The sequence below is a fragment of the Pseudolabrys sp. genome (genome assembly GCF_050250095.1).
Taxonomy (GTDB): domain Bacteria; phylum Pseudomonadota; class Alphaproteobacteria; order Rhizobiales; family Xanthobacteraceae; genus Pseudolabrys.
Window position 1 is genome coordinate 13,049 of the sequence record NZ_JBFWPH010000006.1, and the last position, 23,786, is coordinate 36,834.

Genomic DNA, 23,786 nt, shown 5'->3' on the forward strand with positions numbered 1-23,786 from the left:
GGGCAAATCCGTCCTATAGAGGGGCGGAGATTCGTATACATGGCGCAACTTGACGTCGTCAGCCTCGCAATCCTGCTGGGCAGCCTGCTGATCCTTGCCGGCATTCTGTCGAGCCTGCTCGCGCTGCGGTTCGGCGCCCCGCTGCTGCTCGTGTTCTTGATCGTCGGCATGCTGGCCGGCGAGGGCGGTATCGGCGGCATCAAATTCGACGATGTGACGACGGCCTACACCGTCGGATCGGTGGCGCTGGCCCTGATCCTGTTCGACGGCGGGCTGCGGCTGCGGATGCAGACGTTCCGCAGCGTGCTGGCGCCGGCGTTGCTGCTGGCGACGGTTGGCGTGCTGGTGACGGCGGCCATTACCGCGCCATTTGCCAAATATTTGCTCGGCCTCGGCTGGACCGAAGCGCTGCTGGTTGGCGCGGTGGTGGGCTCGACCGACGCGGCGGCGGTGTTCTTCCTTATCAATGCCCGCGGCCTTCGCCTGCGGCCGAATGTGCGCGCGACGCTGGAGGTCGAGTCCGGCACCAACGACCCTTTTGCGATCTTCATGGCGGTCATGCTGGTGGAGATCCTGCTCGCCGGCAGCAAATCGTGGTCGGAACTCGGCTACGACCTTGCGCGTCAAGTTTCGCTCGGCTGCCTGATCGGCTTTGTCGGCGGACATCTGATGGTGCTGACGCTGAACCGCCTGCAACTCGCGCAGGGTCTGCACGCACCATTCGTCGCGGTCGGCGCGCTGGCGGTCTTCGCACTGACGCAGTCGGTGCACGGCTCGGGATTTCTCGCCGTTTATCTCGCGGGCCTCGTCGTCGGCAACCGGCCGACCCGCGCGCACAATTCGGTCGTCACCTTTCTCGACGCCATTACATGGCTTGCGCAGATCGTCATGTTCGTCTTGCTCGGTCTGCTGGTGTGGCCGGCCCGGTTGATGAACAGCCTGATCGCCGCGCTGGTCGTTTCGGCGGCGCTGATGTTGATCGCGCGGCCGGCCGCCGTGTTCCTGTGCCTGTCGCCGTTCAAATTCCGCTGGAACGAGAAACTCTTCATTTCGTGGGTGGGTCTGCGCGGCGCGGTCGGCATCTTCCTCGCATCGATCCCGCTGCTGGTCGGCCTGCCGACGTCATACATTTACTTCGACATCGCCTTCGTGGTGGTGCTCACCTCGCTGCTCATTCAAGGTTGGACCATCGGTCTCGCCGCGCGGCGGCTCGACGTCGCTTTCGCGCGTAACGATCCGCTGCCGCGCCGCGTCGAGCTCGACCTTCCCGGCCAGCTCGCGCAGGAGATCGTCGGCTATCCTGTGCCGGCCAACAGCCCGTTCCTGCGCCGCGGCCTGATCCCGTCATGGGCGCGGCCGACGCTGATCATCCGCGAGGAGAAGATCCTGCTGCCCTCGGAAGCCGGCAAAGTTCGCGAGGGCGACTACATTTATCTGCTGGCGCCGCCGGAAAAGGCGCAGTCGCTCGATCGCTTCTTCGTCGACATGCCGCATCTGTCGGCGACCGATCCCGCGCTGCTCGGCGACTTCTTCGTGCCGGGCGCGACGACGCTCGGCGGTCTTTCGGAATTCTACGGCCTGCCGGCGACCGACGCCGATCCGATGATGCAGCTCAACACTTATTTCGTCACCCACCTTGACCGCGCGCCGCGCCAGGGTGACGTGCTGATGTGGGGCGAGGTGGCGCTGGTCGCGCACAAGGTCTCCGGCGGCAAGGTGACGACGGTCGGTCTGCGGCTCGACGAGCCGGACCCTGCGCCACCGCAAAATCTGGTCGGACGCATAAAGGCGGCGCTGCAACGGCTCGAGCGCCGGCTGTTCTAGCCCGCCGCTGCTTCGTCGAGCAGTTCGAGGCCGCCGGTTGCGACGACTCGGCCGTCCTCGATGCGCACCACGCGTTGCGCGACGCGGCGCACCTCGGTCGCGTCGTGGCTGACGTAGATCATCGGCAGTTTGGCTTCGTCGCGCAGCCGCTCGAAATAGGGCAGGATTTCGCGCTTGCGCCGCGCGTCGAGCGAGGCGAGCGGCTCATCGAGCAGCAGCGCCCGCGGCTTCATCAAAAGCGCGCGGCCGAGCGCGACGCGCTGGCGTTCGCCGCCCGACAGCGCGCCCGGCCGCCGGTCGAGCAATGCGCCAATGTCCAGCATCCCGATCACCTGGGCGAACTGGGTTTCGTCGCGCGGCAGGCCGCGCATCCAGCGGCCGTAGTCGAGATTGCGGCGCACTGAGAGGTGTGGAAACAGCCGGCCTTCCTGAAACACGCAGCCGATGCGCCGCCGGTGCGCCGCAACGTTGATCCTGCGGGCATCGTCGAACAGCGTCTCGCCGTCGAATTCGATGCGGCCGCGGTCCGGTGCGATCAGGCCGGCGATCATGCCGACAATCGAGGTCTTGCCGGCGCCGGACGGGCCGAACAGCGCCGTCGCGCCGCCATCGCCCTCGAAGCGGGCGACGATGCGGGTCTCGCCGAGCGTCTTGTCGATGTCGACGGTCAGCACGTCAATCTCCGTGACGCCGCGCGCCGGCGCGGCGGTTGAACCATTCGGACACGATCAGCGCGGCGAGCGACAAGACGATCGCGACGATAACGAGATTCAAAGCCTGGGCGTCGCCGCCCGGCACTTGCGTCAGTGTGTAGATCGCGGCCGAGATGGTCTGCGTCTCGCCGGGAATATTGGAGACGAAGGTGATCGTTGCGCCGAATTCGCCGAGCGCGCGGGCGAAGGCGAGCACCGCGCCGGCGATGATGCCGGGCAGCGCGAGCGGCAGCGTGACCGTCAGGAACACCCAGAATCCGTTGGCGCCGAGTGTCGAAGCAGCGCCTTCGAGTTTGCGGTCGATCGACTCGATGGAGAGGCGGATCGCGCCGACCATCAGCGGGAAGCTCATCACGCCGCAGGCGAGCGCCGCGCCGGTCCAGCGGAAGGCGAAGACGATGCCGAACTGCTCGGCGAGGAAGGCGCCGACCGGTCCCTTCCTGCCGAATGCGAGCAGCAGCAGATAGCCGGTGACCACCGGCGGCAGCACCAGCGGCAGATAGATCACGCCGTTGAGGATGCTCTTGCCCCAGAAGGTCTTGCGCGCAAGCAACCACGCGACCGCGACGCCGAACGGAAGGGCGAACGCGGTCGCAATCAGGGATACCCGCAAGGACAGCGCGATGGCCGTCCAGTCTTGCGGCGTCAGGTCGAGCATGCGGGCTGCGTCTTGCCTCAGGTGGTCGGCTTGATGAGGAAGCTGAAGCCGTATTTCTCGAAAGTTGTGCGTGCGGCCGGCGTGCGCAGCATCTGCAGGTATTTGGCCGCCTCGGTCCTGGCGTTCGGCGTCGCCGCCACCGGATAGGTGACCGGCGGGTGCGAATCCTCAGGAAACACACCGACGACCTTCACGCCGGGGTCGGCCTTGGCATCGGTCGCATAGACGATGCCGACCGGAGTTTCCCCGCGCGAGACATAGGCAAGGGCGGCGCGAACATTCTCCGCCTGGGCGAGCTTCGGCTCGGCCTTGTCGAACACGCCGAGCGAGGTCAGCGCCGCCTTGGCATAGCGCCCGGCCGGCACGGCCTTCACGTCGGCGACGGCGATGCGGCCGTCGCCGGCCAGCTTGGCGATGTCGAAACCCTTGCCGATCGCGACTTTGTCGAGCTTGGAGTCCTTTGCCGCAATCAGCACCAGCTCATTGCCAAGCAGATTCACGCGGGTGTCCGGCTTCACCAGCTTTTTGTCGATCGCGTAGTCCATCCATTTGAGGTCGGCGGAGATGAACACATCGGCCGGCGCGCCGGATTCGAGTTGCTTCGCGAGCGCCGAGGTCGCGGCATAGCTCGCTGTCACCTTGATGCCGGTGGCCTTGGTGAACTGCGCATTGAAATCGTCGAGCGCGTTGCGCATCGACGCGGCGGCGAAGACGGTGAGGGTGGTGTCCTGCGCCGGAGCGGGTTGCGCCGCGACCATGGCCGCGAGCAGGGCGAGGACGGGAAACAGTCGGAAACGCGTAGTGCGAAAAGACATGGCGGTTCTCCCACAGCGCGATGATGCGCTGCAATGCCGCGCCTTGGGCGCGTCGATGGGCTTCAGGTGAAGCGACCGAATGCTGGAACCGCCGTTCCGTGCTTGCCGCCCATGCACAATGGGCGACTGGTCGTTATCGCAAGTCTAGCAAGTCCGGAGCCGCAAGGTAAAGTGCGTATCATGGCGGGTGAGGCAGACGGCGGCATCGGTGAGTTCGACTACATCGTGGTTGGCGCGGGTTCGGCCGGCTGCGTGCTGGCGAACCGGCTGTCGGCGGACCCGAAGAACCGCGTGCTGGTGCTGGAAGCCGGCGGTCGCGACAACTGGATCTGGTTTCACATTCCGGTCGGCTATCTGTTCGCCATCGGCAATCCGCGCTCGGACTGGATGTTCAAGACCGAGCCGGAGCCGGGCCTCAATGGCCGCTCATTGAGCTATCCGCGCGGCAAGGTGATCGGCGGCTCGTCGGCGATCAACGCCATGGTCTATATGCGCGGGCAGGCCGGCGACTACGACCACTGGCGTCAGCTTGGTCTGCCGGGCTGGTCGTGGGATGACGTGCTGCCCTATTTCAAGAAGCACGAGCACAGTTTTCTGGGCGCGGGCGATCACCACAATATCGGCGGCGAATGGCATGTCGAGTTTCCGCGGCTGCGCTGGGACATCATCGATGTCTGGCGCGAGGCGGCGAAACAGGCCGGCATTCCGCCGATCGCGGACTTCAACACCGGTGACAACGAAGGCTCGTGCTATTTTCACGTCAACCAGAAGCGCGGACGGCGCTGGTCGGCGGCGCGCGGCTTTCTGAAGCCGGTGCTGAACCGGCCGAACCTGCGGCTCGAGACCGGCTGCATGGTCGAAGGGTTGCTGTTCGAGGGCAAGCGCGCGGCCGGCGTGCGCTGGCGGCAAGGAAACGAAAAGGACGGCGTGGAGCGCACCGCGCGCTGCCGCGGCGAGGTGGTGATGGCGGCCGGCGCGATCGGCTCGCCGCAGATCATGATGCTGTCGGGCATCGGTCCTGCCGCGCATCTCGCGGAGCACGGCATTGCGCTCGCGTTGGACAAGCCGGGGGTCGGGCAGAACCTGCACGATCATCTCCAGTTGCGGATGATCTACAAGGTCAGCGGCATCCGCACCCTGAACGAGATGTATCGGTCGTTGATCCAGCGCGGCTGGATGGGCGTAAACTACGCGCTGTTCCGCCGTGGCCCGCTGACGATGGCGCCTTCGCAGCTCGGCGCTTTCACCAAATCCGATCCCGCGCAGGACCGCGCGAATTTGCAGTATCACATCCAGCCGCTATCGCTCGACAAGTTCGGCGATCCGCTGCACGACTTCCCGGCTTTTACCGCGAGCGTCGCCAATCTGCGGCCGACCAGCCGCGGTGCGCTGACGCTGAAATCCAACAAGCCCGGCGACGCACCGGCGATCCGGCCGAATTATCTGGCGACGCCGGAAGACAGACGCGTGGCCGCCGAGTCGATCCGCGTCACGCGGCGGATCATCGGCCAGCCGGCGCTCGCGCCTTATCAGCCGGAAGAATACCTGCCCGGCCCTCAGGTTCGCGATGACGACGAGGCCGCGCTGGTGAAGGCCGCGGGCGATATCGGCACCACGATCTTCCATCCGGTCGGCACCGCGAAGATGGGGCGCGACGACGATCCGATGGCGGTGGTCGACGCCAGGCTGCGCGTCATCGGGGTCGATGGGCTGCGGGTGGTCGACGCCTCGATCATGCCCGCGATCACCTCCGGCAACACCAATTCGCCGACCATCATGATCGCCGAGAAGGGCGCCGAGATGATCCTGCAGGACCGGCGCTGACGTCGCTGCGCTTTCCTGCGTTTATCGGCGGGTTCCGGCACGGGAACCTTTTGCGTCCTGCGTCGTTATTGGCTGGCGGCGGCTTTTCACCGGCTGCCGGCGCTCATTTTTAAGGGGACCGCATATGTCCACGATTCTTATCGTTATCCTGATTTTGATTCTGCTCGGCGCGCTGCCGACGTGGCCCTACAGCCGCGGCTGGGGCTATTACCCCGGCGGCCTGCTGGGCGTCGTCCTGATTATCGTCATCATTCTCGCGTTGATGGGACGCATCTGACGGCGCTCATCGCGGGGATTTCGGGCCGCGACCGCCGCCGGCTAACCACGCCGGCGGTCGAGCGCGGCTTTCATTTTTTCGGTATGTGCGCACATCTCCTTGTGCAGATGTTCCAGCTCGTCGTCGGACAACTCTTCGATGGTCGCGACATTGTTTTTCGCACCGTGCATTGCCAGCACAAGTTCGCTCAACTTGAGCTGTACCGCCAGCGAGTCGCGGTTCTGCGTGTTCTGGATCAGGAAGACCATCAGGAACGTGACAATCGTCGTCGATGTGTTGATGATGAGCTGCCAGGTATCGCTGTAGCCGAAGATCGGGCCGCACACCGCCCAGACGACGATGATCGCGATCGCGAGCGTGAATGCGGCCGGCGAACCGGCGGCGTGCGAGGCTTTCTGCGCGAACTTCGAAAAATAGGTACGAAACGTATTGCCCGCGTGGCCACCGTTGCTGCCGCTGTCGCCGTGGGCAGCTGCCTTGGCAACGCCCTTTTTTGGCTTCGGTTTTCTCGCCTTCATCTCTTATCTCCAAATCATTGCTGCGCGCTGGCCCGCGCCTAATCCCGGGACCGTGGTCTCGATTCAAGGCGGGGATTGGGCGGCGTCGCGCGGGCGATAAAAAATTTGTCTGCGTGACGGAGATGAATGGCCGGTTCAGGCGTTATCTGCTTGACGCAAGTCATTTGAAGAACGACAGGAGTTTCACATGGGCCGTTATTTGCTTTTGTGGTTGATCGGCGTGCCGCTCCCGATCCTGCTGCTGATCTGGGTGTTTGGCGGCCTGCACTGACCATCCAGCCGTATTGACGGCCTGCTTGCCGGGTGTCCCGCGGACAGTCGGCAAGTTTCGCATGGCCAATCCGCGGCCGGTTACGGCAGCGCCTTGAGATGGCGGATCGGGCGGCCCGGCGCGATCGCCTGCGCGGCGGCGACGATGGCGTTCGCATCGATGCCGTAGTGACGATAAAGCTCGGCGAGACTGCCGGTCTGCCCGAAATGCTCGACGCCGAGCGGGCGCACGCGATGGCCGCCGACCGCGCCAAGCCAGGCGAGCGTCGCAGGGTGGCCGTCGATCACGGTGACGAGGCCGCAATGCGGTGGCACGTCTTCCAGCAGCCGTTCGATATGGCTGCGCGCGTGGACGAGGCCACGCTCGCGGGCACGTTGCGCCGCGGTCCAGCCGGCATTGAGCCGGTCCGCGGATGTGACGGCAAGCAGACCGACGTCGCGGCGGTCTTCCGCCATCAGGCCGACCGCCTCGATCGCTTCCGGTGCGATGGCGCCGGTATAGGCGACCACCACCTGGCAGTTCGGCCCCGGCCTGCGCATCCAGTAGGCGCCGTCCACGATGCCCTGGCGTAGTTCCGGCGTCATCGGACGCTGGATCTGTTCGATCGGCCGTGTCGAGAGGCGCAGGTAAACCGAGCCGCCGGTTTCGTCGCGCAGCCAGTTCTGCTCCGATATTTCGCCGCCGCTCTTTTGAATGTAGGCGAGCGACCACGCCATGATCGCGGCCAGCTCGTCGACATAGGCCGGCTCGAAGGCGGCGAGGCCGTCCTGCGCCATGCCGATCAGCGGCGTGCCGATCGACTGATGCGCGCCGCCTTCACCGGCGAGCGTTATGCCGGACGGCGTCGCGGCTAGAATGAAACGCGCGTCCTGATAGCAGGCATAGTTCAGGGCATCGAGACCGCGCGCGATGAAGGGATCGTACAGCGTGCCGATCGGCAGCAGCCGCTCGCCGTTGATGGAATGCGACAGGCCGAGCGCGGAAAGCAGGATGAACAGATTCATCTCGGCGATGCCGAGTTCGATGTGCTGGCCCTGCGGCGAAAACTCCCAGCTGAAGGTCGAGGGGATGCGCTCGTTCTTGAAGGTGTCGGCCATCGCCTGCCGCGCGAACAGTCCGCGCCGGTTCACCCACGGGCCGAGATTGGTCGACACCGTGACGTCCGGCGACGTGGTGACGATGCGCTCGGCATAGTCGGCCTTGCTGCGGCCGATCTCCTGGAGGATCGCGCCGAAGCCCATCTGCGTCGCCATCACCGGCTGGATCGTCACCGGCAGGTCTTCGGGAATGGCGAGTTCAGGCGCTTCGAGCCGCCGCGTGCCGCCTTGCGCGAACGGCACGTTCGACAGGAATGTCTCGATCGCGTCCTGCGGCAGCGACAGTCCCTCGAACTTGTCCCACTCGTGGCCCGGCCGCACGTTCAGCGCGGTGCGCAGCGTGTCGACCTGCGCCGGCGTCATCAGGCCGGCGTGGTTGTCCTTGTGGCCGGCCAGCGGCAGGCCGAAGCCCTTGATGGTGTAGCAGATGAAGCAGACCGGCTGATCGTGATCGTCATTAGCGCGGAACGCCGCGCGCATCGCGGAGAGGTCATGGCCGCCGAGATTGTTCATCAGCGCGGCAAGTTCTTCGTCACTGCGGCTGTCGATCAGCGCCGACACCGGACCCTGGTCGCCGATCTCGTCGCGCAGACGCTTGCGCCACGCCGCGCCGCCGGCGAACACCAGCGCCGAGTAAAGCTGGTTCGGGCAGTTGTCGATCCAGCGCTTGAGAACGTCGCCGCCCGGCTCCTTGAACGCGGCTTCCTGCAGGGCGCCGTATTTGACGATGACGACCTTCCAGCCGAAATTCTTGAACAGCTGCTCGTAGCGTTCCCAGAGTCCTTCGCGCACCACCGCGTCGAGGCTTTGCCGGTTGTAGTCGATGATCCACCAGCAATTGCGCAGGCCCTGCTTCCAGCCTTCGAGCAGCGCCTCGAAGATGTTGCCTTCGTCCATCTCGGCGTCGCCGACCAGCGCGACCATGCGGCCTTCGCGGCGCGTCTGTCCGGCCGAGGTCTTGCCCCAGCCGTGCGCGCGCACATAGTCCTGCGTCAGCGACGAAAACAGCGTCTGCGCGACGCCGAGGCCGACCGAACCGGTCGAGAAGTCGACATCGTCGGCGTCCTTGGTGCGGGAGGGATAGCTTTGCGCGCCCTTGTAGCCGCGGAAGGCTTCGAGCCGCTCGCGGGTCTGCTTGCCGAGCAGATACTGGATGGCGTGGAAGATCGGGGAGGCGTGCGGCTTCACCGCGACGCGGTCTTCCGGGCGCAGCGCGTCGAAGTAAAGCGCGGTCATGATGGTGGCGAGCGAGGCGGACGAGGCCTGATGGCCGCCGACCTTCACGCCGTCGCCGTTGTCGCGAAGATGGTTAGCGTTGTGGATGGTCCAGCTCGCGAGCCAGAGAATCTTCTTCTCCAGTTCGCGCAGAATGTCGAGATCGCTTGCCATGTCGTTTGTCCCGGACGCCGGTGAGGTCGGCATTATCGCGCTGCCGGACGGGCAAAGGCTGCCAATATCCACTTCAAATAACGTCAGAATTGGCATAATCTGCCAACAGATATCGCTTTTGAGGCGGAACATGCCGGAATTCGCGCTCGACGAGACCGACCGTAAAATCCTGAAAACGCTGCAGGAAAACGGGCGCATCAGCTTGGCCGACCTCGCCGGCGAGGTCGGGCTTTCGGCTTCGCCGTGCTTGCGCCGGGTGCGGCTGATGGAAAAGGCCGGCGTGATCGCCCGCTACGTCGCGGTGCTCGACCAGCAGGCGGTCGGCCTGCCGGTCAGCGTTTTCATCTCGATCAAGCTCGACAAGCAGAAGCAGGACGCGCTCGACCGCTTCTCGAAAACCATCGCGCGCTGGCCGGAAGTGCTGGAGTGCTACCTGATGACCGGCCCGCGCGACTACTGGCTGCGCGTCGTGGTGCCGGACCTTGCGGCCTACGAGCGGTTCCTGAAGCAGAAGCTGACGCGGCTCGAAGGCGTTGCCTCGATCGAATCGAGCTTCGCGCTCGAACAGGTCAAATACACCAACGTCTTGCCGCTGGCGTGACGGTGCGTCAGGCGCCGCGCACCTTCACCTGCATTGCGCCGACCTTCGTGATCCGCGCGTCGATCGTGTCGCCCGGTTTGATCGGGCCGACGCCTTCCGGCGTGCCGGTGAGGATCACGTCGCCCGGATGCAGCGTGTAGAACGACGAGGCGAACACGATCAGGTCGGCGATGCCGATCACCAGATCGCGGGTGTTGGCCTTTTGCCGCGGCTCGCCGTTCACGGTGAGCTCGAGATCGAGTTCGCTGGCGTTGCCGACCTCGTCGGCGGTGATGAACCAGGGCCCGAGCACGGTGTAGGTGTCGATCGACTTGCGCAGCGAGCGCTCTTCCGGCCCGCGCACGGTGATGTCGAGGCCGAGGCAGTAGCCGGCTATATGATCGAGTGCCTGCTCGCGCGTCACTTTGTCGGCGGTCTTGCCGATCACCGCGGCGAGTTCGATCTCGTGGTCGGTGCGCCGGTCGGGATGGCGGATGACGATCTCCTCGCCCGCGCCGATCACCGAACTGGTCGCCTTCAGGAACAACCCGACGCGCTGGATTTCGGCGATCTGGTTCTGGTGATGCAGCTCCGGATCGGAACGCGCTTCCTCGAGATGCTTCTTGTAGTTGACGGGGGCGGCGACCACCTTGCCGGCATTGGCGACCGGCGTGAGCAGCTTGCAGTCCTTCAGCGTCAGCACCGGCGCGCTGCCGGCGATTTCGCCCACGCGAGCCGCGAGCTTCGGCAGGTTGGCGATCAGCACGTCATGCTGCGGGTAGGGGTAGCGCGCGGTGGGCAGCACATCGAGCGCGGCCGTGACGTCGCGCACCTGATCGCCGGTGACGAGGCCGAGGCGGTTGTCGCCGAAGCGGCAGAGTTTCATGGGCAAAGTCCTGCAAAGCAGAACCAGTTACTTGGCTGGCGCTGCCAGCACTGTTTTGCAGGCCGGCGGCAAATCCGCAAGCGTCATGGGTTTGCGCGGCTTGAACTTCGTCACCGGCTTCAGAACCTTGTCCGAGAACCAGAAGTCGAGCGCCTTGCCGCAGCCCTCGTCCTCCGGCACCGCCGGCTGGTGCCGGCAGTTCGGCGAGTCCGCCGGGCAGGCGAGACGGACATGGATGTGATCGTGGTGCCCGTACCACGGGCGCACCTTGCGCAGCCAGTCGGTCTTCGGGCCGACGGCGCGGCAGAGTTCCTTCTTGATCGCGGCGTTGACCAGCACGCGCTCGACGCCGGGGCTCAACGCAGCGGTCTTGATGAAAGCGATGTGCTGCGGCGTCCAGACTTTCGGATTGATGTGCTTCCAGTCGCCGGCGACGAGGTTGTTGGCCGAGAGATCCTCGCGCTGCTGCCGTGTCAGCTTGTGGTCCGGCATGGGCAGGAACCAGATATCGACATCGAGTCCGGTCTGATGGCTCTTGTGCCCGGTGCGGGTCGGGCCGCCGCGCGGCTGCGCGAGATCGCCGACCAGGATGCCGTGCCAGCCGGTCGCCTTCGAGGCGCGCGCGGCGAAATTTTCGACAAAGCGGATCAGGTTCGGGTGGCCCCAGTTGCGGTTGCGCGACAGCCGCATCACCTGCCAGTTCGGGCCGTCAACCGGAAGCTCGACGCCGCCGGCGAGGCAGCCGCCGGGATAGTAGCCGATCGCGGCGGCATGGCCGATCGACGGCAGCTTCTTGGCGCCGAACAGATCGTAGGCCGCGGCCTTCGCATCCTTCTTGTCGATCTTGTCGGCCTTGATGGGAGGGATCGGCGGATGCGCGATCGCGGGCGTGCCGCTCGGCGCGATCGCAGCCGGTGTCGGTGTCGGCGCGGACGGCGCGACGACGACAGGCGCAGGGGTCGCGGGCGGACTGGCGACCACCGGCGCGGTCGCGGCCGGCGGATTCGCAGCGGGCGCGGTCACAATCGGCGCGGTGACGGCCGGCGTCGATGCAGCGGCAGGCGGCGATGCAGGCGGAGCCGCGGCGGCGGGCGGCGGCGCTGTCACCGTCGGCGCCGGCGGCGCCGCGCGCTGCACGGGCCGCGCGGGCTTCTGCTCCGGTTGCGCCGGTTCGGCCTGCTTCGGTTCGACGACAGGCTGGACCGGTCCTTCGACATTGGAATCGGCAGCGGCGCTGTCCGGCGAGGGCGACTGCGCGCGCGAATAGCGGCCGACGCCCTCGAACGCGAGGGCGCCCAGCACAACCGCAAGCAGGAGATAGGATCCGGTTCTCGCCAGCATGACAGCCGATCTAACGGCTCCGCCGTTTGGTGTCAGGGAAATTAGACGGAATGGTTTAGGCGGCAACAGGGCCACCGCCGTCCCCTCCGCGCCCGGGGAACGCCAAGCCTCTGGGATTGCTGGCACATCGCCCGCAAATTTTATGGTTAACAAAGCCTTTACAGCGCCGCGCCGGGCCGCGACAGTTGTCGCGGAATTCGCAGGGAATGGGGTGCTGATATGTGGCGTTGTGGCCTTCTATGTGCTGCGGGCGTCGTTTCCGCGGGCCTCTGGTTTCCTTCACCGGCAAAAGCCGAACTCGTCGTCACCATCAGCAAGGCGGACCAGCGCATGTCGGTCACGGTCGACGGCAGCGAGATGTATCGCTGGCCGGTGTCGACCGGGCGCGGCCGCTACGCGACGCCGAGCGGCCAGTGGCGTCCGGTGCGCTTCGAGCGGTCGTGGTATTCGCGCAAGTATGACAACGCGCCGATGCCGTTCTCGATCTTCTTCTATCGCGGCTATGCGGTGCACGGCACCACGGAGGTGCGCCATCTCGGCCGCGCCGCCTCGCACGGCTGCGTGCGGCTGCATCCCGACAACGCCGCGACGCTGTTCTCGCTGGCGCGCGCGCAGGGCATTCGCGGCACCCGCATCGTCGTCACCGGCCTGCGGCTCGACGGCTCGGTGACGCCGGCGGAGCCGCGGCACTATCGCCATCGTCACCGCTATCGCGATCGTTCGCCGTCGGTGCAGGATCGCACCGTGCCCTATGATCGCCACGCCGGTTTCGATGCCTTCGGCAAGGCGGCGTCGAATGACGGCAGCAAGCCGTCCGATGCGGCTCCGGTGGAAACGGTCAGCGCGAAGGCCCTGCCGCCGCTGCCGCCGGTGAAAATGGCGGCCGTTGAGGAAACGGCGCCGCGCAACGCGACGCCGGACAAGGCTGCTGTCGCTGCGCCGGTCGCAAAGCTGCATGTCGAGCCGGCTGTCGTGCGCGAAGCAAACGTGGTGGTGCGCGGCGATCGCGCGCCGCCGGAAGCGCTGCGTCCCGGCACGCATGTCGTCACCATGAAGGTCGGCAGCCAGGCCGAACTGCGCGCGATCTACCGCAAATACGGCTTCACCTGGTAGGCGCGGCGGCGTCGTTTGCCGCGCCTTAACGATGTTTCGAATGGTTAATGCGCGCTTTGTCAGCTTGTGCCGCCGGGCACATGATTGTATGGGCGCGGTGGTGCGGACGTTCCGGGGCTTGAGTTGATGCGTCAGCGTTGTGTTGTGATTGCCGTGACGATTGCCGCCGCCCTCGCGTCGCTCGCATGGGCCGCGCCGGCCGAGGCCGGCATCCGCGTTTATATCGACAAGTCGAGCCAGAGCATGACCGTCTCGGTCGACGGCGGCCGCACCTTCCATTGGCCGGTGTCGACGGGACGCGGGCGCTACGACACGCCGGCGGGTCAGTTTCGCGCCATCCGTCTCGCGCGCGTCTACTACTCGAAGAAATACGACGACGCGCCGATGCCGAACTCGGTGTTCTTCTACGGCGGTTACGCGATCCACGGCACCTACGAGGAAGGCAAGCTCGGCCGTCCCGCCTCGCACGGCTGCGTGCGGTTGTCGCGCGCGCATGCCGCGATGCTGTTCGAGCTGGTGCGCGTGCACGGCATGAACAACACCAGCATCGCGATCGGCGGCAGCATCGGCGCTGACACTTACGCCGCGCGCCGCGCTCCCGAGCGCACCGCGCCGGCCACTCGCGGGCGCGCCTATGGCGCGGTGGAATACCGCGACTGGGAGGGCGATCTCGGCCGGCCACGCGCCTCGCGCCGCGTTCGCGTCTACGAAGCCGCGCCGCCCGTGGTACGCTACGACCGTGGCTTCGATCCTTATGACGAGCGGCCCGCGCGCCGCCTGCGCCGCTACGACGATGAGGGCATCGTCGTCTATCAGGACGGCCGCGGGTTCCGCTGGTAGCGCAGGCGGCCCATCTCCGGAGACGGCTTGTCTTGTCGATCCCGGTCGCGCAGTCTGCGCGCGCCGCGACGCCTCCGGCGCGCCGGCCCAAGACGACAACAGCACGAGGAAGCTCCCATGCGGACCATCGCCCTTGAAGAACATTATGTGACGCCCGGCTTTCTCGCGGGCGCGGGGCGTGCCTCCGCCGAGGGCTTCAAGAAAGCGCGCGGCGCGGCGGGCGAGCGGCTGTTCGCGCAGCTTGCCGACCTCGGCGACAAGAGGCTCGCCGAGATGGACGAGGCCGGTATCGATATGCAGCTGCTGTCGATCAACTCGCCCGGCACCGAACAGTGCGAGACGGCCGATGAGGCGATCGCCACCGCGCGCGAGGTCAACGATGTGCTGGCCGACGCGGTGCGCCGTCATCCGACGCGCCTTGCCGGACTTGCCGCGCTGCCGACGCTCGCGCCCGACAAGGCGGTGAACGAATTGCAGCGCCGCATGAAGGACGGCTTCAAGGGCGCGGTGATCAACGGCCATGTGCGCGGCCGCTATCTCGACGACGAGTTCTTCTGGCCGATTCTCGAAGCGGCGGAGGCGCTGGCCGCGCCGATCTATCTGCACCCGACCATTCCGCCGAAGCCCGTGGTGGACGCCTATTTCGGCGGCTTCCCGCAACCGGCGATGATGATTCTCGCCGGTCCGGCCTGGGGCTGGCACATCGAGACCAGCGTGCACGTCATCCGCATGATGGCGCGCGGCGTGTTCGACCGCTTCCCCAAGCTGCAGATCGTGATCGGCCACATGGGCGAAGGCCTGCCCTTCATGCTGGAGCGCATGGACTCGGTCGCGTCGCGCGCGCCGAACTTCAACCTCGAGCGCTCGTTCAGCGCCTATCTGCGCGAGAACGTGCACTACACCTTCGGCGGCTTCAACTACACGCCGACCTTCCTCAACCTGCTGCTCGAGGTCGGCGTCGACCGCATCATGTTCTCGGCCGACTATCCTTACGCGCCGATGGCGGAGGCGCGCGAATTTCTGGAAAAGCTTCCGGTCAGCCCGTCCGACCGCGCGCGCATCGCGCACGGCAACGCCGAGAAGCTGTTCAAGCTGTAGCGGGTAGCTCGTTCGGTCGAGCCAAACTCCGCTCATTCCCGCGGAAGCGGGAATCCAGAGCATACTAACGCTAAGAATGGCATTCATTTTGTTTCTGGACCCCCGCTTTCGCGGGGGTGAGCGGTTTGGGTGCGTGACACGGATCACACTTCAAGCGAGGTAGGAGAGCAGCTTTTTAGTTGCTGCATATCCGGTAAACCGGGCATGCGCGTGCGCCCCTGTTCTTTGAACGGCGCGGGGGCGCCGTGCATTCCCGATCATGAGGCTTCGGGAGGCGCCAGGAGCTTGCGAGGCTCCATGCGGCGGGGTCCCTTGCGATCGGGCCCGCCCGCGTGCTTTGCGAGAGCACGCGCCGGTTTGCGAAACCGGCTGCGCCTCCCGAAGCATCACCGTCCTTGCGTGTCATGACACGCAATGAACGCGCCTCGCCGCGTCCGGCGAGCATTTTGCAGTTATATGATTATTTTCCTATAACGTCAAGACCGGATTGTCGTGCGTTAACATTTGCATTGAAATGCTCAGGTGATTGCAGGTGGTGAGGGGCTACCATGCCGCAGCTCTTAAATTCTATCGTGGCGGTGGATGTTGAAACCACAGGGCTTCATTCGAGAGATCGAATCGTAAGCCTCGGTGCGTGGCGTCTTGAGCTTGATCGTTCCTCTAACAAATTGATCGATGCTCGTTTTTTGCATCTGATTTTTGACCCGGGAAGAAAGAGTCACCCCAGGGCCGAGGAGGTGCACGGATATCCCGATTGGACGCTCAGGCACCAAGCACCATTTTCAAATCACTTGGACACAATCCGCGACTTCATTGAAGCAGGTCAAATTGTAGTTGCGCACAATGCAAGCTTCGATTTGAATTTCATCGAACGAGAGTTTGTCGCTTTAGGAGCGCAGTCGCCGAAAATCCAGTCGTATTGTACGATGAATGCTTATCGGCGCGCTGGCTTGCCCGGCAGAGCATCGCTCAATGCAATTTGCAACGAAATTGGTTTGAAAAGAATTGGAACGAAGCACAGCGCTCTTGAGGATGCTTGGCTTGCGCTTTCTGTATATCTCTGGCTCGAAAAATTCCCGTCCGAATTCATGCAGCCATTCTCCAAGCTAGTTTCATCGGGAATCCCGGTCTCGCCAACCAATCTCACTGCGCCACCGCCGGTGCCAGATGGCCCGCTACCTCGCAGGCGCAATGTAAAAGCCGATGAAGGCGCTACGACGGCGTCCGTCAATCGGCCAAAACGGGCGTCGAAGAAAGCTATATTTGATGAACTGCGACCTACGGCAATTCTATTGTTAGAGGTCGCGAGATCCGACAATTCGATGATCGGAGAAGAGGCTGACCTCTTGACACTGCTGGTAAGGTCCGCCAGCGAGCGCTTAGCTATCCCAATCGATATTGAGACCGAACAAGAACTGCTATCGGAATTGGGCGAAATCGAACTTACCCAAAATCTTTTAACTCGAGCAGCGCGTGGTGTTTACGAGAATCCAGTCGCTCGCGACGAATTTCCAAAATGGTTTGCGATGATGGCAAAAATTGATGGCGACTATTCCGATTCAAAGCAAGAGGCAGTGGAGCGCGTGAAGGCGGCGATAAAGAGAGTGCTGCCCGAGCAATAATGGCGCTCTGCCGCGATCGCAGCCTGGTCGCCGGCTATTTTTGCTAAAGCAGGCTAGCCCGGAATATCGATCACTCAATGCCCGCGGCGTTTGCGGGTGCGCGCCGCCTTCCTGGCCGAGCGTGAGCGCGCCGCCGCCGAACGGTTGGCCGACGCCTTGCCGCCCTTGCGGCCGCCTTTCCTGGAGGCGGAGCGGTTCGGCTTCTTGCCGCGGCCGGAGCCGGACTTCTTGCCGCCGCCGGATTCCTTGTTGACGGTGGCCCAGGCGCGGCGCTCGGCTTCCTTGGTCCTGACGCCGCGTTTCTTGTAGCCCTTCTCGATCTTGCGGGCCCGCCGCTTCTGCTTGCTCGTGTAACTCGACTTGTCGCCGCGTGGCATGGACGACTCTCCCTTGCGCATCGCCCCACGACTTAACGTTGCGGATGCCGGATCGTTCCCTCGTTGCGCCGGAACGCGGTTTACAGCGGGCGGATCATGAAGCAGGCATCGCCGCCATAGCTTTTCAGCTTGGCGCCGAGCATGCCGTCGTCGACGCGGGCAAAGCCCATGCGCTGCCAGAAGGCTTGCGAGTCGTTGACCGCGATCAGCGAGACGGCGGGCAGGCCGGCCGCGCGCGCGTGACCGATCAGGAGGGTGACGATCTCCTGTGCGGCCTTGGTGCCGCGCATCTCGGGCAGCAGCGCGATGTCGTGGATGTAATAGGTCGAGGGCTTTGCGGGCAGGACGTCGAGCCGCGTGTTCAGCGGCGGCGGTTCCCGGTCCCGCCAGGGGTGGCTGACGATGTAGCCGCCAGGCGCGCCCCCGCCTGCCACGAGAACGTGGCAGCCGGCGGGATAGAGCGCGAGGCGCTCGGAAAAAATCGCGGCGTCTTCCGGGTAGCCGGGATGCACGACGGCGGCGATCCCGTTGACGGACGCCAGGTCGCTCGTCGTCATCGCGCGCCACATGATGCGTTGCGTCCTCAGAACGCCGCGGCGACGCGGCCGACTTCGGCCAGCACGGCGTCGCGGTGGCCGTTCGCGCTCCTGTCGTTTCGAGACTTCGCGCCCTGATAATAGCCGGTGACGACCAGCGGTGCGCGTCCCGTCGGCCAGATCACCGCGACGTCGTTGGCGATGCCGCGCGGGCCGGTGCCGGTCTTGTCGCCGACGCGCCAGTCCTTCGGCAATCCGGCGCGCAGGCGCTTGTCGCCGGTCTTGCAGGCGATCAGCCAGTCGCACAGCTGCCGGCGCGAGGCGTCGGACAGCGCATCGCCGAGGGTGAGCGCGCGCACGGTCCGGGCCATCGCGGCGGGCGTGGTGGTGTCGCGCACGTCGCCGGGCGGCACGTCGTTCAGCGCGGGTTCGGTGCGGTCGAGCCTTGTCACCGTGTCGCCGAGGCTGCGCGCCAACGCGGTGACCGCCTTCGGCCCGCCGAGCGCTTCGAGGATCAGGTTCGCGGCGCCGTTGTCGCTCAGCGTTACCGCCGCCTCGCACAGCGCGGCGAGCGTCATCGCGCCGCCGAGGTGTTTCTCGACCGCCGGCGAATAGGCGATGACTTTATCCTTTGTGATCGCGACCTGCCGGCCGAGTGTCTCGCGGCCGTCATCGACGCCCTTCAGCATCGCGGCCGCTGCGAGCAGCTTGAAGGTCGAGCACATCGCGAAGCGTTCGTTGGCGCGATGCGACAGTGTGCGCCCCGTTGCGGTGTCGAGGATCGTGACGCCGAGCCGGCCGCGATATGTCCGCTCGATCGCGGCAAGCGGGTTGTCGGCCGCGCGCGCGGCGAACGGGAAGGCGAGGGTGCCCGCGACGAACGTGCGGCGGGAAAGGCGGATCATTGCAACCCCGGCGCCTCGTGGCCGGTGCGTTCGACATATTCGGTGTAGCCGCCGCCGTACTGATGGACGCCCTCGGGCGTCAGCTCCAGCACGCGGTTCGACAGCGCGGCGAGGAAATGCCGGTCGTGCGAGACGAACAGCATGGTGCCCTCGTAGTCGCGCAGCGCCGCGATCAGCATTTCCTTGGTCGCCATATCGAGATGGTTGGTCGGCTCGTCCAGCACCAGGAAGTTCGGCGGATCGTACAGCATCAGCGCCATCACCAGCCGCGCCTTCTCGCCGCCCGACAGCACCCGGCACCGCTTCTCGACATCGTCGCCGGAAAAGCCGAAGCAGCCGGCGAGCGTGCGCAACGAGCCTTGCCCGGCCTGCGGGAAGGCGTCCTCCAGCGTCTGGAACACCGTGCGCTCGCCGTCGAGCAGGTCCATCGCGTGCTGCGCGAAATAACCCATCTTCACGCTGCCGCCGAGCGTCACCGTGCCGTCGTCCGGGGCGGTCGCGCCGGCGACCAACTTCAACAGCGTCGATTTGCCCGCGCCGTTGACGCCCATGACGCACCAGCGCTCCTTGCGGCGCACGGTGAAATCGAGATCGTCATAGATGCTGCGGCTGCCATAGCCCTTCTGCACGTTCTTCAGCACCGCGACGTCGTCGCCGGAGCGCGGCGCGGGCGGGAAGTCGAACGACACGGTCTGCCGCCGCCGGGGCGGCTCGACGCGCTCGATCTTGTCGAGCTTTTTCACGCGGCTCTGCACCTGCGCCGCATGAGACGCGCGCGCCTTGAAGCGCTCGATGAACTTGATCTCCTTGGCGAGCATCGCCTGCTGGCGCTCGAACTGCGCCTGCTGCTGCTTCTCGCTCAAGGCGCGCTGCTGCTCGTAGAATGCATAGTCGCCGGCATAGGTCGTCAGCCCGCCGCCGTCGATCTCGACGATCTTGCCGACGATGCGGTTCATGAACTCGCGGTCGTGCGAGGTCATCAGCAGCAGGCCCTCGTAGCCCTTGAGGAACTGCTCGAGCCAGATCAGGCTTTCGAGGTCGAGATGGTTCGACGGCTCGTCGAGCAGCATGGCGTCGGGCCGCATCAGCAGGATGCGGGCGAGCGCGACGCGCATCTTCCAGCCGCCGGACAGCTTGGCGACGTCGCCGTCCATCATCTCGGGGCTGAACGAGAGGCCGGCCAGCACCTCGCGGGCGCGAGCCTCGAGCCCGTAGCCGTCGAGTTCCTGAAAGCGGTGCTGCACCTCGCCGTAGCGCGCGATGACGGCTTCCATCTCGTCGGCACGGTCCGGTTCGGCCAGAGCGGGATCCGACATCGCCGTTTCCAGTTCTTTCATCTCGGCGGCGATCTCGCTCACCGGGCCGGCGCCGTCCATCACCTCGGCGACGGCGCTGCGTCCCGCCATCTCGCCGACGTCCTGGCTGAAATAGCCGATGGTGACGCCGCGATCGACCGCGACCTGGCCTTCGTCCGGCAGGTCCTCGCCCTTGATCATGCGGAACAGCGTGGTCTTGCCGGCGCCATTGGGGCCGACGAGGCCGACCTTCTCGCCTCTGTTGAGCGCCGCTGAGGCTTCGACAAAGAGAAGCTGGTGGCCGTTCTGCTTGGAGATGTTGTCGAGACGGATCATGCACAAATCTTTTCGGTCATTCCGGGGCGCGGCCACCAGGCCGCGAACCCGGAATCCAGCAAAGCTGGCTGTCTTCGTGTTTCTGGATTCCGGGTTCGCCGCTGCGCGCCACCCCGGAATGACGTGAAGCAGCCGTTACGGCCTGTTTCGGCGGCTCCGCCGCTACACATCCACCTTCAACGCCGCGATGAAGGCTTCCTGCGGGATGTCGACTTTGCCGAACTGGCGCATCCGCTTCTTGCCTTCCTTCTGCTTGTCGAGAAGTTTCCGTTTACGGGTGGCGTCGCCGCCGTAGCACTTCGCGGTGACGTCCTTGCGGAAGGCGCGCACGGTTTCGCGGGCGATGATCTTGCCGCCGATGGCGGCCTGGATCGGCACCTGAAACATGTGCGGCGGGATCAGCTCTTTCAGCTTCTCGGCCATGGCGCGGCCGCGGCTCTCGGCGCGGGTGCGGTGCACCAGCATCGACAGCGCGTCGACCGGGTCGCCGTTGACCAGCATCTGCAGCTTGACGAGATCGGCCGGCTTGTAATCGGTCAGGTGATAGTCGAACGAGGCATAGCCGCGCGAGACGGACTTCAGCCGGTCGTAGAAGTCGAACACCACTTCGTTGAGCGGCAGGTCGTATTTCACCATGGCGCGGTTGCCGACGTAGGTGAGTTCCTTCTGCGAACCGCGGCGGTCCTGGCAGAGCTTCAACACCGCGCCGAGATATTCGTCCGGCGTCAGGATCGTCGCTTCGATCCACGGCTCCTGCATCTCCGCGATATGCGTCACGTCCGGCATGTCGACCGGGTTGTGAATGTCGAGATGGGAGCCGTCGCGCAGCGTGATCTTGTAGATGACCGAGGGCGCGGTCGCGATCAGGTCGAGATTGAACTCGCGCGACAGCCGCTCCTGGATGATCTCGAGGTGCAGCAGGCCGAGGAAGCCGCAGCGGAAGCCGAAGCCGAGCGCGGCGGAGGTTTCCATCTCGAAGGTGAAGCTCGCGTCGTTGAGGCGCAGCTTTCCCATCGCGGCGCGCAGGTCCTCGAACTGCGCGGCATCGACCGGGAACAGGCCGCAGAACACGACCGGAATGGCGGGGCGGAAGCCGGCGAGCGGCTGCGCGGTCGGCTTCTTGTCGTCGGTGATGGTGTCGCCGACGCGGGTGTCGGCGACTTCCTTGATCGAGGCGGTGAGCATGCCGATCTCGCCGGGGCCAAGCTCATCCACCATCGTCAGCTTCGGCGTGAACACGCCGGTGCGGTCGACGTCGTAGACGGCGTCGGTGCCCATCATGCGGATGCGCATGTCCTTCTTCAGCACGCCGTCGACGATGCGCACCAGCACCACGACGCCGAGATAGACGTCGTACCAGCTATCCACCAGAAGCGCCTTCAGCGGCGCGTCGCGGTCGCCCTTCGGCGGCGGCAGCTTGGTGACGATGGCTTCCAGCACCTGATCGATATTCATGCCGGTCTTGGCCGAGATGCCGATGGCGTCCGAGGCGTCGAGGCCGATCACGTCCTCGATCTGCTGCTTGACCTTTTCGGGTTCGGCGGCCGGCAGGTCGATCTTGTTGAGGACCGGGACGATCTCGTGATTGTTGTCGATCGCCTGATAGACGTTGGCGAGGGTCTGCGCCTCGACGCCCTGCGAGGCGTCGACGACCAGCAGCGAGCCCTCGCAGGCGGCGAGCGAGCGGTTCACCTCATAGGCGAAGTCCACATGGCCGGGCGTGTCGATCAGGTTGAGGATGTAATCCTTGCCGTCCTTGGCGCGGTATTTCAGGCGCACGGTCTGCGCCTTGATGGTGATGCCGCGCTCGCGCTCGATGTCCATTGAATCGAGCACCTGTTCCTTCCCCGCCATCTCCCGCGCGTCGAGCCCGCCGGTCAGCTGGATCAGCCGGTCGGCGAGGGTCGATTTGCCGTGGTCGATATGGGCGACGATGGAAAAGTTGCGGATATTCGTGATTGGTACCGCCGTCATGGCGGCGAGATAGCACCCGCCCGGCGGGGCTTCAAGGAGGCCTGACGCCGCCTTGTATGCGGGTGGTCCCATGATAAAAGGCGGGCCGTTCAGGGAACCGGCGCGCGCCGCCGACGGGGAGGCGACCATGACCGCCGCGGCAGGCGAAACCGGCTGGAAGGCGTTTTTCGCCCGTTACGGCGGCTGGATCGTGCTGGCGGTTGCGGCCGTCGCCTACTTCCCGCGCTTCGCCAAGGGCGCCGTCGGCATGACGGTCTATCCCGACGGCGCGGCCTGCTTCCTGAAGAACCAGCCGATCATTTCCTGCGCCGAGCTGTTCAGTTATCCGCCGGCGCTCGCCTTCTTCATGACGCCCTTCGTGCCGCTGTCGATGGGCTGGCGCAACGTCATCTGGTACGCGATCTCGATCGCGGCGACGATCGGCTGCTACGTGCTGTCGGAGCGGTTCGCGCGGCGGCTCTATCCGGTGGCGGACGACGCGCGCACGCTGTTCTGGCTGCGCGCCTTCGTGCTTCTGCTCAGCATCAAGTTCGCGCAGGCGGTGTTCGTCTATCAGGCGTTCGACACGCTGGCGTTCTTCGTCATCCTGCTCGGGCTTCACGCGCTGTCGCAGGACCGCGACCGCTCCGCCGCGGTGTGGCTCGCGCTCGCCACCGCGGTGAAGGCGACGCCGCTGATCTTTTTGCCCTATCTGATCTTCCGCCGCCGCTTCATGGCGGCGGGCGTGTTCGTCGTGGCGCTGGCGTTCTTCTGCGTCCTTCCGGACCTCTACACGATGGCGACCGGCGCGAGGCCGCACTTCTTCATGGACTGGATCGGCGTCGTCGCCGGCCCGGCGCTGACGCCGGGCGGCTCGGCCGGCGGACAGACGTTCTGGGACATGTGGATGGGCCAGAACCTCAACAACCAGTCGTTCCGCGGCGTGGTGCAGCGGCTTGCCGCCGGCACCGACTGGTCGGCCGGCGGGCGCTTCGTGCTGCTCGCGCTGGACCTGACGCTGATCGCGGCCTGCACGGCGATGATGTTCAAGTCGCCGCGCCGCAACGATCACATCGCCATCGACGGCGCGATCCTGCTGATCGCGACGCTGGCGCTGTCGCCGATCACCAGCCGCTATCACTTCGTGCTGCTGATCCTGCCCTATACGCTGCTGGTGGCCGGCGCGATCCACGACCGCGGCCTGCGGCGCATTCTGGTGCCGTTACTCGTGGTCAGTTTCGTGCTGTTGACCGGCACTTCGAACGACCTGACCGGCAAGGCGCTCGCGCACATCGCGTTCCGCTACGGCTTTTTGATTGCCGGCTCGATGGTGCTGCTCGGCGGGCTGGCGGTGTTGTTGTGGCGAAGGCCGAATGTACAAGTCCGGTCTTCTGACGGTATTAATCCGTCATCCTGAGGTGCGAGCCGCGTGAGCGGCGAGCCTCGAAGGATGGACGGCCACTGCAACTCGGCGTCGGCAGACTTGCTTCAAATAAGCCAGTGAGAGAAATTCAGCGT

21 protein-coding genes are annotated in these 23,786 nt (G+C 65.4%); 9 read left to right on the plus strand and 12 right to left on the minus strand.

The features are described from left to right. Nucleotides 1-39: 39 nt before the first annotated feature. A complete protein-coding gene (locus AB7F10_RS16715) occupies nt 40-1,824 on the plus strand; it encodes a potassium/proton antiporter (RefSeq protein WP_428563423.1) in 1,785 nt (594 codons plus the stop codon). On the opposite strand, the gene modC is transcribed toward AB7F10_RS16715, so the two are convergent. Genes modC through modA form a run of 3 tightly spaced genes read right to left on the minus strand, consistent with a single transcriptional unit; the run spans nt 1,821 to nt 3,953 of the window. Continuing rightward, complete coding sequence (gene modC, locus AB7F10_RS16720) at nt 1,821-2,498, minus strand: molybdenum ABC transporter ATP-binding protein (RefSeq protein ID WP_428563421.1); 678 nt, start codon at nt 2,496-2,498, stop codon at nt 1,821-1,823. The two genes, AB7F10_RS16715 and modC, sit on opposite strands and share 4 nt — an antisense overlap. A gap of 1 nt (nt 2,499) precedes the next feature. Then, nucleotides 2,500-3,195, minus strand: a complete 696-nt coding sequence (modB, locus tag AB7F10_RS16725) for a molybdate ABC transporter permease subunit (RefSeq protein ID WP_428563419.1) — start codon at nt 3,193-3,195, stop codon at nt 2,500-2,502. A 17-nt stretch (nt 3,196-3,212) separates the two neighbouring features. Continuing rightward, nucleotides 3,213-3,953 (minus strand): molybdate ABC transporter substrate-binding protein, encoded by a 741-nt coding sequence (gene modA, locus AB7F10_RS16730; RefSeq protein ID WP_428563455.1) that lies wholly within the window; start codon nt 3,951-3,953, stop codon nt 3,213-3,215. Nucleotides 3,954-4,190: 237 nt separating this feature from the next. Between modA and AB7F10_RS16735 the strand changes: the two genes are divergently transcribed. Together AB7F10_RS16735 and AB7F10_RS16740 are read left to right on the plus strand one after the other, a co-directional pair. Continuing rightward, complete coding sequence (locus tag AB7F10_RS16735; RefSeq protein WP_428563417.1) at nt 4,191-5,834, plus strand: GMC family oxidoreductase; 1,644 nt, start codon at nt 4,191-4,193, stop codon at nt 5,832-5,834. 124 nt (nt 5,835-5,958) lie between these two features. Then, entirely contained in the window at nt 5,959-6,111 is a 153-nt protein-coding gene (locus AB7F10_RS16740; protein WP_428563415.1) for a DUF3309 domain-containing protein, read from the plus strand. 41 nt (nt 6,112-6,152) lie between these two features. On the opposite strand, the gene AB7F10_RS16745 is transcribed toward AB7F10_RS16740, so the two are convergent. Both AB7F10_RS16745 and AB7F10_RS16750 read right to left on the minus strand, forming a co-directional pair. Next, nucleotides 6,153-6,629, minus strand: a complete 477-nt coding sequence (locus AB7F10_RS16745; protein ID WP_428563413.1) for a low affinity iron permease family protein — start codon at nt 6,627-6,629, stop codon at nt 6,153-6,155. Nucleotides 6,630-6,980: 351 nt separating this feature from the next. Further along, a complete protein-coding gene (locus AB7F10_RS16750; RefSeq protein WP_428563411.1) occupies nt 6,981-9,386 on the minus strand; it encodes a transketolase in 2,406 nt (801 codons plus the stop codon). Nucleotides 9,387-9,516: 130 nt separating this feature from the next. Here AB7F10_RS16750 and AB7F10_RS16755 point away from each other — a divergent pair, with 130 nt between their 5' ends. Then, nucleotides 9,517-9,987, plus strand: coding sequence for an Lrp/AsnC family transcriptional regulator (locus tag AB7F10_RS16755; protein ID WP_428563409.1), 471 nt, complete (start codon nt 9,517-9,519; stop codon nt 9,985-9,987). A 7-nt stretch (nt 9,988-9,994) separates the two neighbouring features. Here AB7F10_RS16755 and AB7F10_RS16760 read toward each other — a convergent pair whose 3' ends face one another. Both AB7F10_RS16760 and mepA read right to left on the minus strand, forming a co-directional pair. Beyond that, nucleotides 9,995-10,852 carry a fumarylacetoacetate hydrolase family protein gene (locus tag AB7F10_RS16760; RefSeq protein WP_428563407.1) on the minus strand — a complete coding sequence of 286 codons (858 nt, stop codon included), beginning with the start codon at nt 10,850-10,852 and terminating at the stop codon, nt 9,995-9,997. A gap of 27 nt (nt 10,853-10,879) precedes the next feature. Next, the gene (mepA, locus tag AB7F10_RS16765) at nt 10,880-12,193 is read right to left on the minus strand and encodes a penicillin-insensitive murein endopeptidase (RefSeq protein WP_428563405.1); all 1,314 of its coding nucleotides are present in this window, start codon (nt 12,191-12,193) and stop codon (nt 10,880-10,882) included. 219 nt (nt 12,194-12,412) lie between these two features. Here mepA and AB7F10_RS16770 point away from each other — a divergent pair, with 219 nt between their 5' ends. The 4 genes from AB7F10_RS16770 to AB7F10_RS16785 all read left to right on the plus strand — a co-directional run bounded on the left by AB7F10_RS16770 (nt 12,413) and on the right by AB7F10_RS16785 (nt 16,866). Beyond that, nucleotides 12,413-13,306, plus strand: coding sequence for a L,D-transpeptidase (locus AB7F10_RS16770; RefSeq protein ID WP_428563403.1), 894 nt, complete (start codon nt 12,413-12,415; stop codon nt 13,304-13,306). 153 nt (nt 13,307-13,459) lie between these two features. After that, complete coding sequence (locus tag AB7F10_RS16775) at nt 13,460-14,146, plus strand: L,D-transpeptidase (protein ID WP_428563401.1); 687 nt, start codon at nt 13,460-13,462, stop codon at nt 14,144-14,146. Nucleotides 14,147-14,263: 117 nt separating this feature from the next. Next, the gene (locus AB7F10_RS16780) at nt 14,264-15,244 is read left to right on the plus strand and encodes an amidohydrolase family protein (RefSeq protein ID WP_428563399.1); all 981 of its coding nucleotides are present in this window, start codon (nt 14,264-14,266) and stop codon (nt 15,242-15,244) included. Nucleotides 15,245-15,792: 548 nt separating this feature from the next. Then, on the plus strand, nt 15,793-16,866 hold the full coding sequence (locus tag AB7F10_RS16785; RefSeq protein WP_428563397.1) for an exonuclease domain-containing protein: 1,074 nt from the start codon (nt 15,793-15,795) through the stop codon (nt 16,864-16,866). Nucleotides 16,867-16,940: 74 nt separating this feature from the next. Here the strand turns inward: AB7F10_RS16785 and AB7F10_RS16790 are convergent, their stop codons facing one another. The 5 genes from AB7F10_RS16790 to lepA all read right to left on the minus strand — a co-directional run bounded on the left by AB7F10_RS16790 (nt 16,941) and on the right by lepA (nt 22,289). Beyond that, nucleotides 16,941-17,243, minus strand: a complete 303-nt coding sequence (locus AB7F10_RS16790; protein ID WP_428563395.1) for a plasmid stabilization protein — start codon at nt 17,241-17,243, stop codon at nt 16,941-16,943. A gap of 80 nt (nt 17,244-17,323) precedes the next feature. After that, nucleotides 17,324-17,800 (minus strand): GNAT family N-acetyltransferase, encoded by a 477-nt coding sequence (locus AB7F10_RS16795; RefSeq protein WP_428563393.1) that lies wholly within the window; start codon nt 17,798-17,800, stop codon nt 17,324-17,326. Between the two features lie 26 nt (nt 17,801-17,826). Further along, nucleotides 17,827-18,684, minus strand: a complete 858-nt coding sequence (gene bla, locus AB7F10_RS16800; protein ID WP_428563391.1) for a class A beta-lactamase — start codon at nt 18,682-18,684, stop codon at nt 17,827-17,829. Further along, the gene (locus AB7F10_RS16805) at nt 18,681-20,315 is read right to left on the minus strand and encodes an ABC-F family ATP-binding cassette domain-containing protein (RefSeq protein WP_428563389.1); all 1,635 of its coding nucleotides are present in this window, start codon (nt 20,313-20,315) and stop codon (nt 18,681-18,683) included. Before AB7F10_RS16805 ends, bla begins: the two co-directional genes overlap by 4 nt. Before the next feature lie 162 nt (nt 20,316-20,477). Then, nucleotides 20,478-22,289 (minus strand): translation elongation factor 4, encoded by a 1,812-nt coding sequence (lepA, locus tag AB7F10_RS16810; protein ID WP_428563387.1) that lies wholly within the window; start codon nt 22,287-22,289, stop codon nt 20,478-20,480. Nucleotides 22,290-22,416: 127 nt separating this feature from the next. Here lepA and AB7F10_RS16815 point away from each other — a divergent pair, with 127 nt between their 5' ends. Further along, nucleotides 22,417-23,685, plus strand: coding sequence for a glycosyltransferase family 87 protein (locus AB7F10_RS16815; RefSeq protein ID WP_428563385.1), 1,269 nt, complete (start codon nt 22,417-22,419; stop codon nt 23,683-23,685). The last annotated feature ends 101 nt before the right edge of the window (nt 23,686-23,786 follow it).

Coding starts and splice junctions, on each gene's coding strand:
- AB7F10_RS16715 (WP_428563423.1), top strand. CDS start 40: ATGGCGCAACTTGACGTCGTCAGCCTCGCAATCCTGCTGGGCAGCCTG.
- AB7F10_RS16805 (WP_428563389.1), bottom strand. CDS start 20,315: ATGATCCGTCTCGACAACATCTCCAAGCAGAACGGCCACCAGCTTCTC.
- AB7F10_RS16790 (WP_428563395.1), bottom strand. CDS start 17,243: ATGCCACGCGGCGACAAGTCGAGTTACACGAGCAAGCAGAAGCGGCGG.
- AB7F10_RS16770 (WP_428563403.1), top strand. CDS start 12,413: ATGTGGCGTTGTGGCCTTCTATGTGCTGCGGGCGTCGTTTCCGCGGGC.
- AB7F10_RS16795 (WP_428563393.1), bottom strand. CDS start 17,800: ATGACGACGAGCGACCTGGCGTCCGTCAACGGGATCGCCGCCGTCGTG.
- AB7F10_RS16780 (WP_428563399.1), top strand. CDS start 14,264: ATGCGGACCATCGCCCTTGAAGAACATTATGTGACGCCCGGCTTTCTC.
- AB7F10_RS16745 (WP_428563413.1), bottom strand. CDS start 6,629: ATGAAGGCGAGAAAACCGAAGCCAAAAAAGGGCGTTGCCAAGGCAGCT.
- modB (WP_428563419.1), bottom strand. CDS start 3,195: ATGCTCGACCTGACGCCGCAAGACTGGACGGCCATCGCGCTGTCCTTG.
- AB7F10_RS16740 (WP_428563415.1), top strand. CDS start 5,959: ATGTCCACGATTCTTATCGTTATCCTGATTTTGATTCTGCTCGGCGCG.
- AB7F10_RS16750 (WP_428563411.1), bottom strand. CDS start 9,386: ATGGCAAGCGATCTCGACATTCTGCGCGAACTGGAGAAGAAGATTCTC.
- modA (WP_428563455.1), bottom strand. CDS start 3,953: ATGGTCGCGGCGCAACCCGCTCCGGCGCAGGACACCACCCTCACCGTC.
- AB7F10_RS16735 (WP_428563417.1), top strand. CDS start 4,191: ATGGCGGGTGAGGCAGACGGCGGCATCGGTGAGTTCGACTACATCGTG.
- AB7F10_RS16755 (WP_428563409.1), top strand. CDS start 9,517: ATGCCGGAATTCGCGCTCGACGAGACCGACCGTAAAATCCTGAAAACG.
- bla (WP_428563391.1), bottom strand. CDS start 18,684: ATGATCCGCCTTTCCCGCCGCACGTTCGTCGCGGGCACCCTCGCCTTC.
- AB7F10_RS16785 (WP_428563397.1), top strand. CDS start 15,793: ATGCCGCAGCTCTTAAATTCTATCGTGGCGGTGGATGTTGAAACCACA.
- AB7F10_RS16760 (WP_428563407.1), bottom strand. CDS start 10,852: ATGAAACTCTGCCGCTTCGGCGACAACCGCCTCGGCCTCGTCACCGGC.
- mepA (WP_428563405.1), bottom strand. CDS start 12,193: ATGCTGGCGAGAACCGGATCCTATCTCCTGCTTGCGGTTGTGCTGGGC.
- AB7F10_RS16815 (WP_428563385.1), top strand. CDS start 22,417: ATGACCGCCGCGGCAGGCGAAACCGGCTGGAAGGCGTTTTTCGCCCGT.
- lepA (WP_428563387.1), bottom strand. CDS start 22,289: ATGACGGCGGTACCAATCACGAATATCCGCAACTTTTCCATCGTCGCC.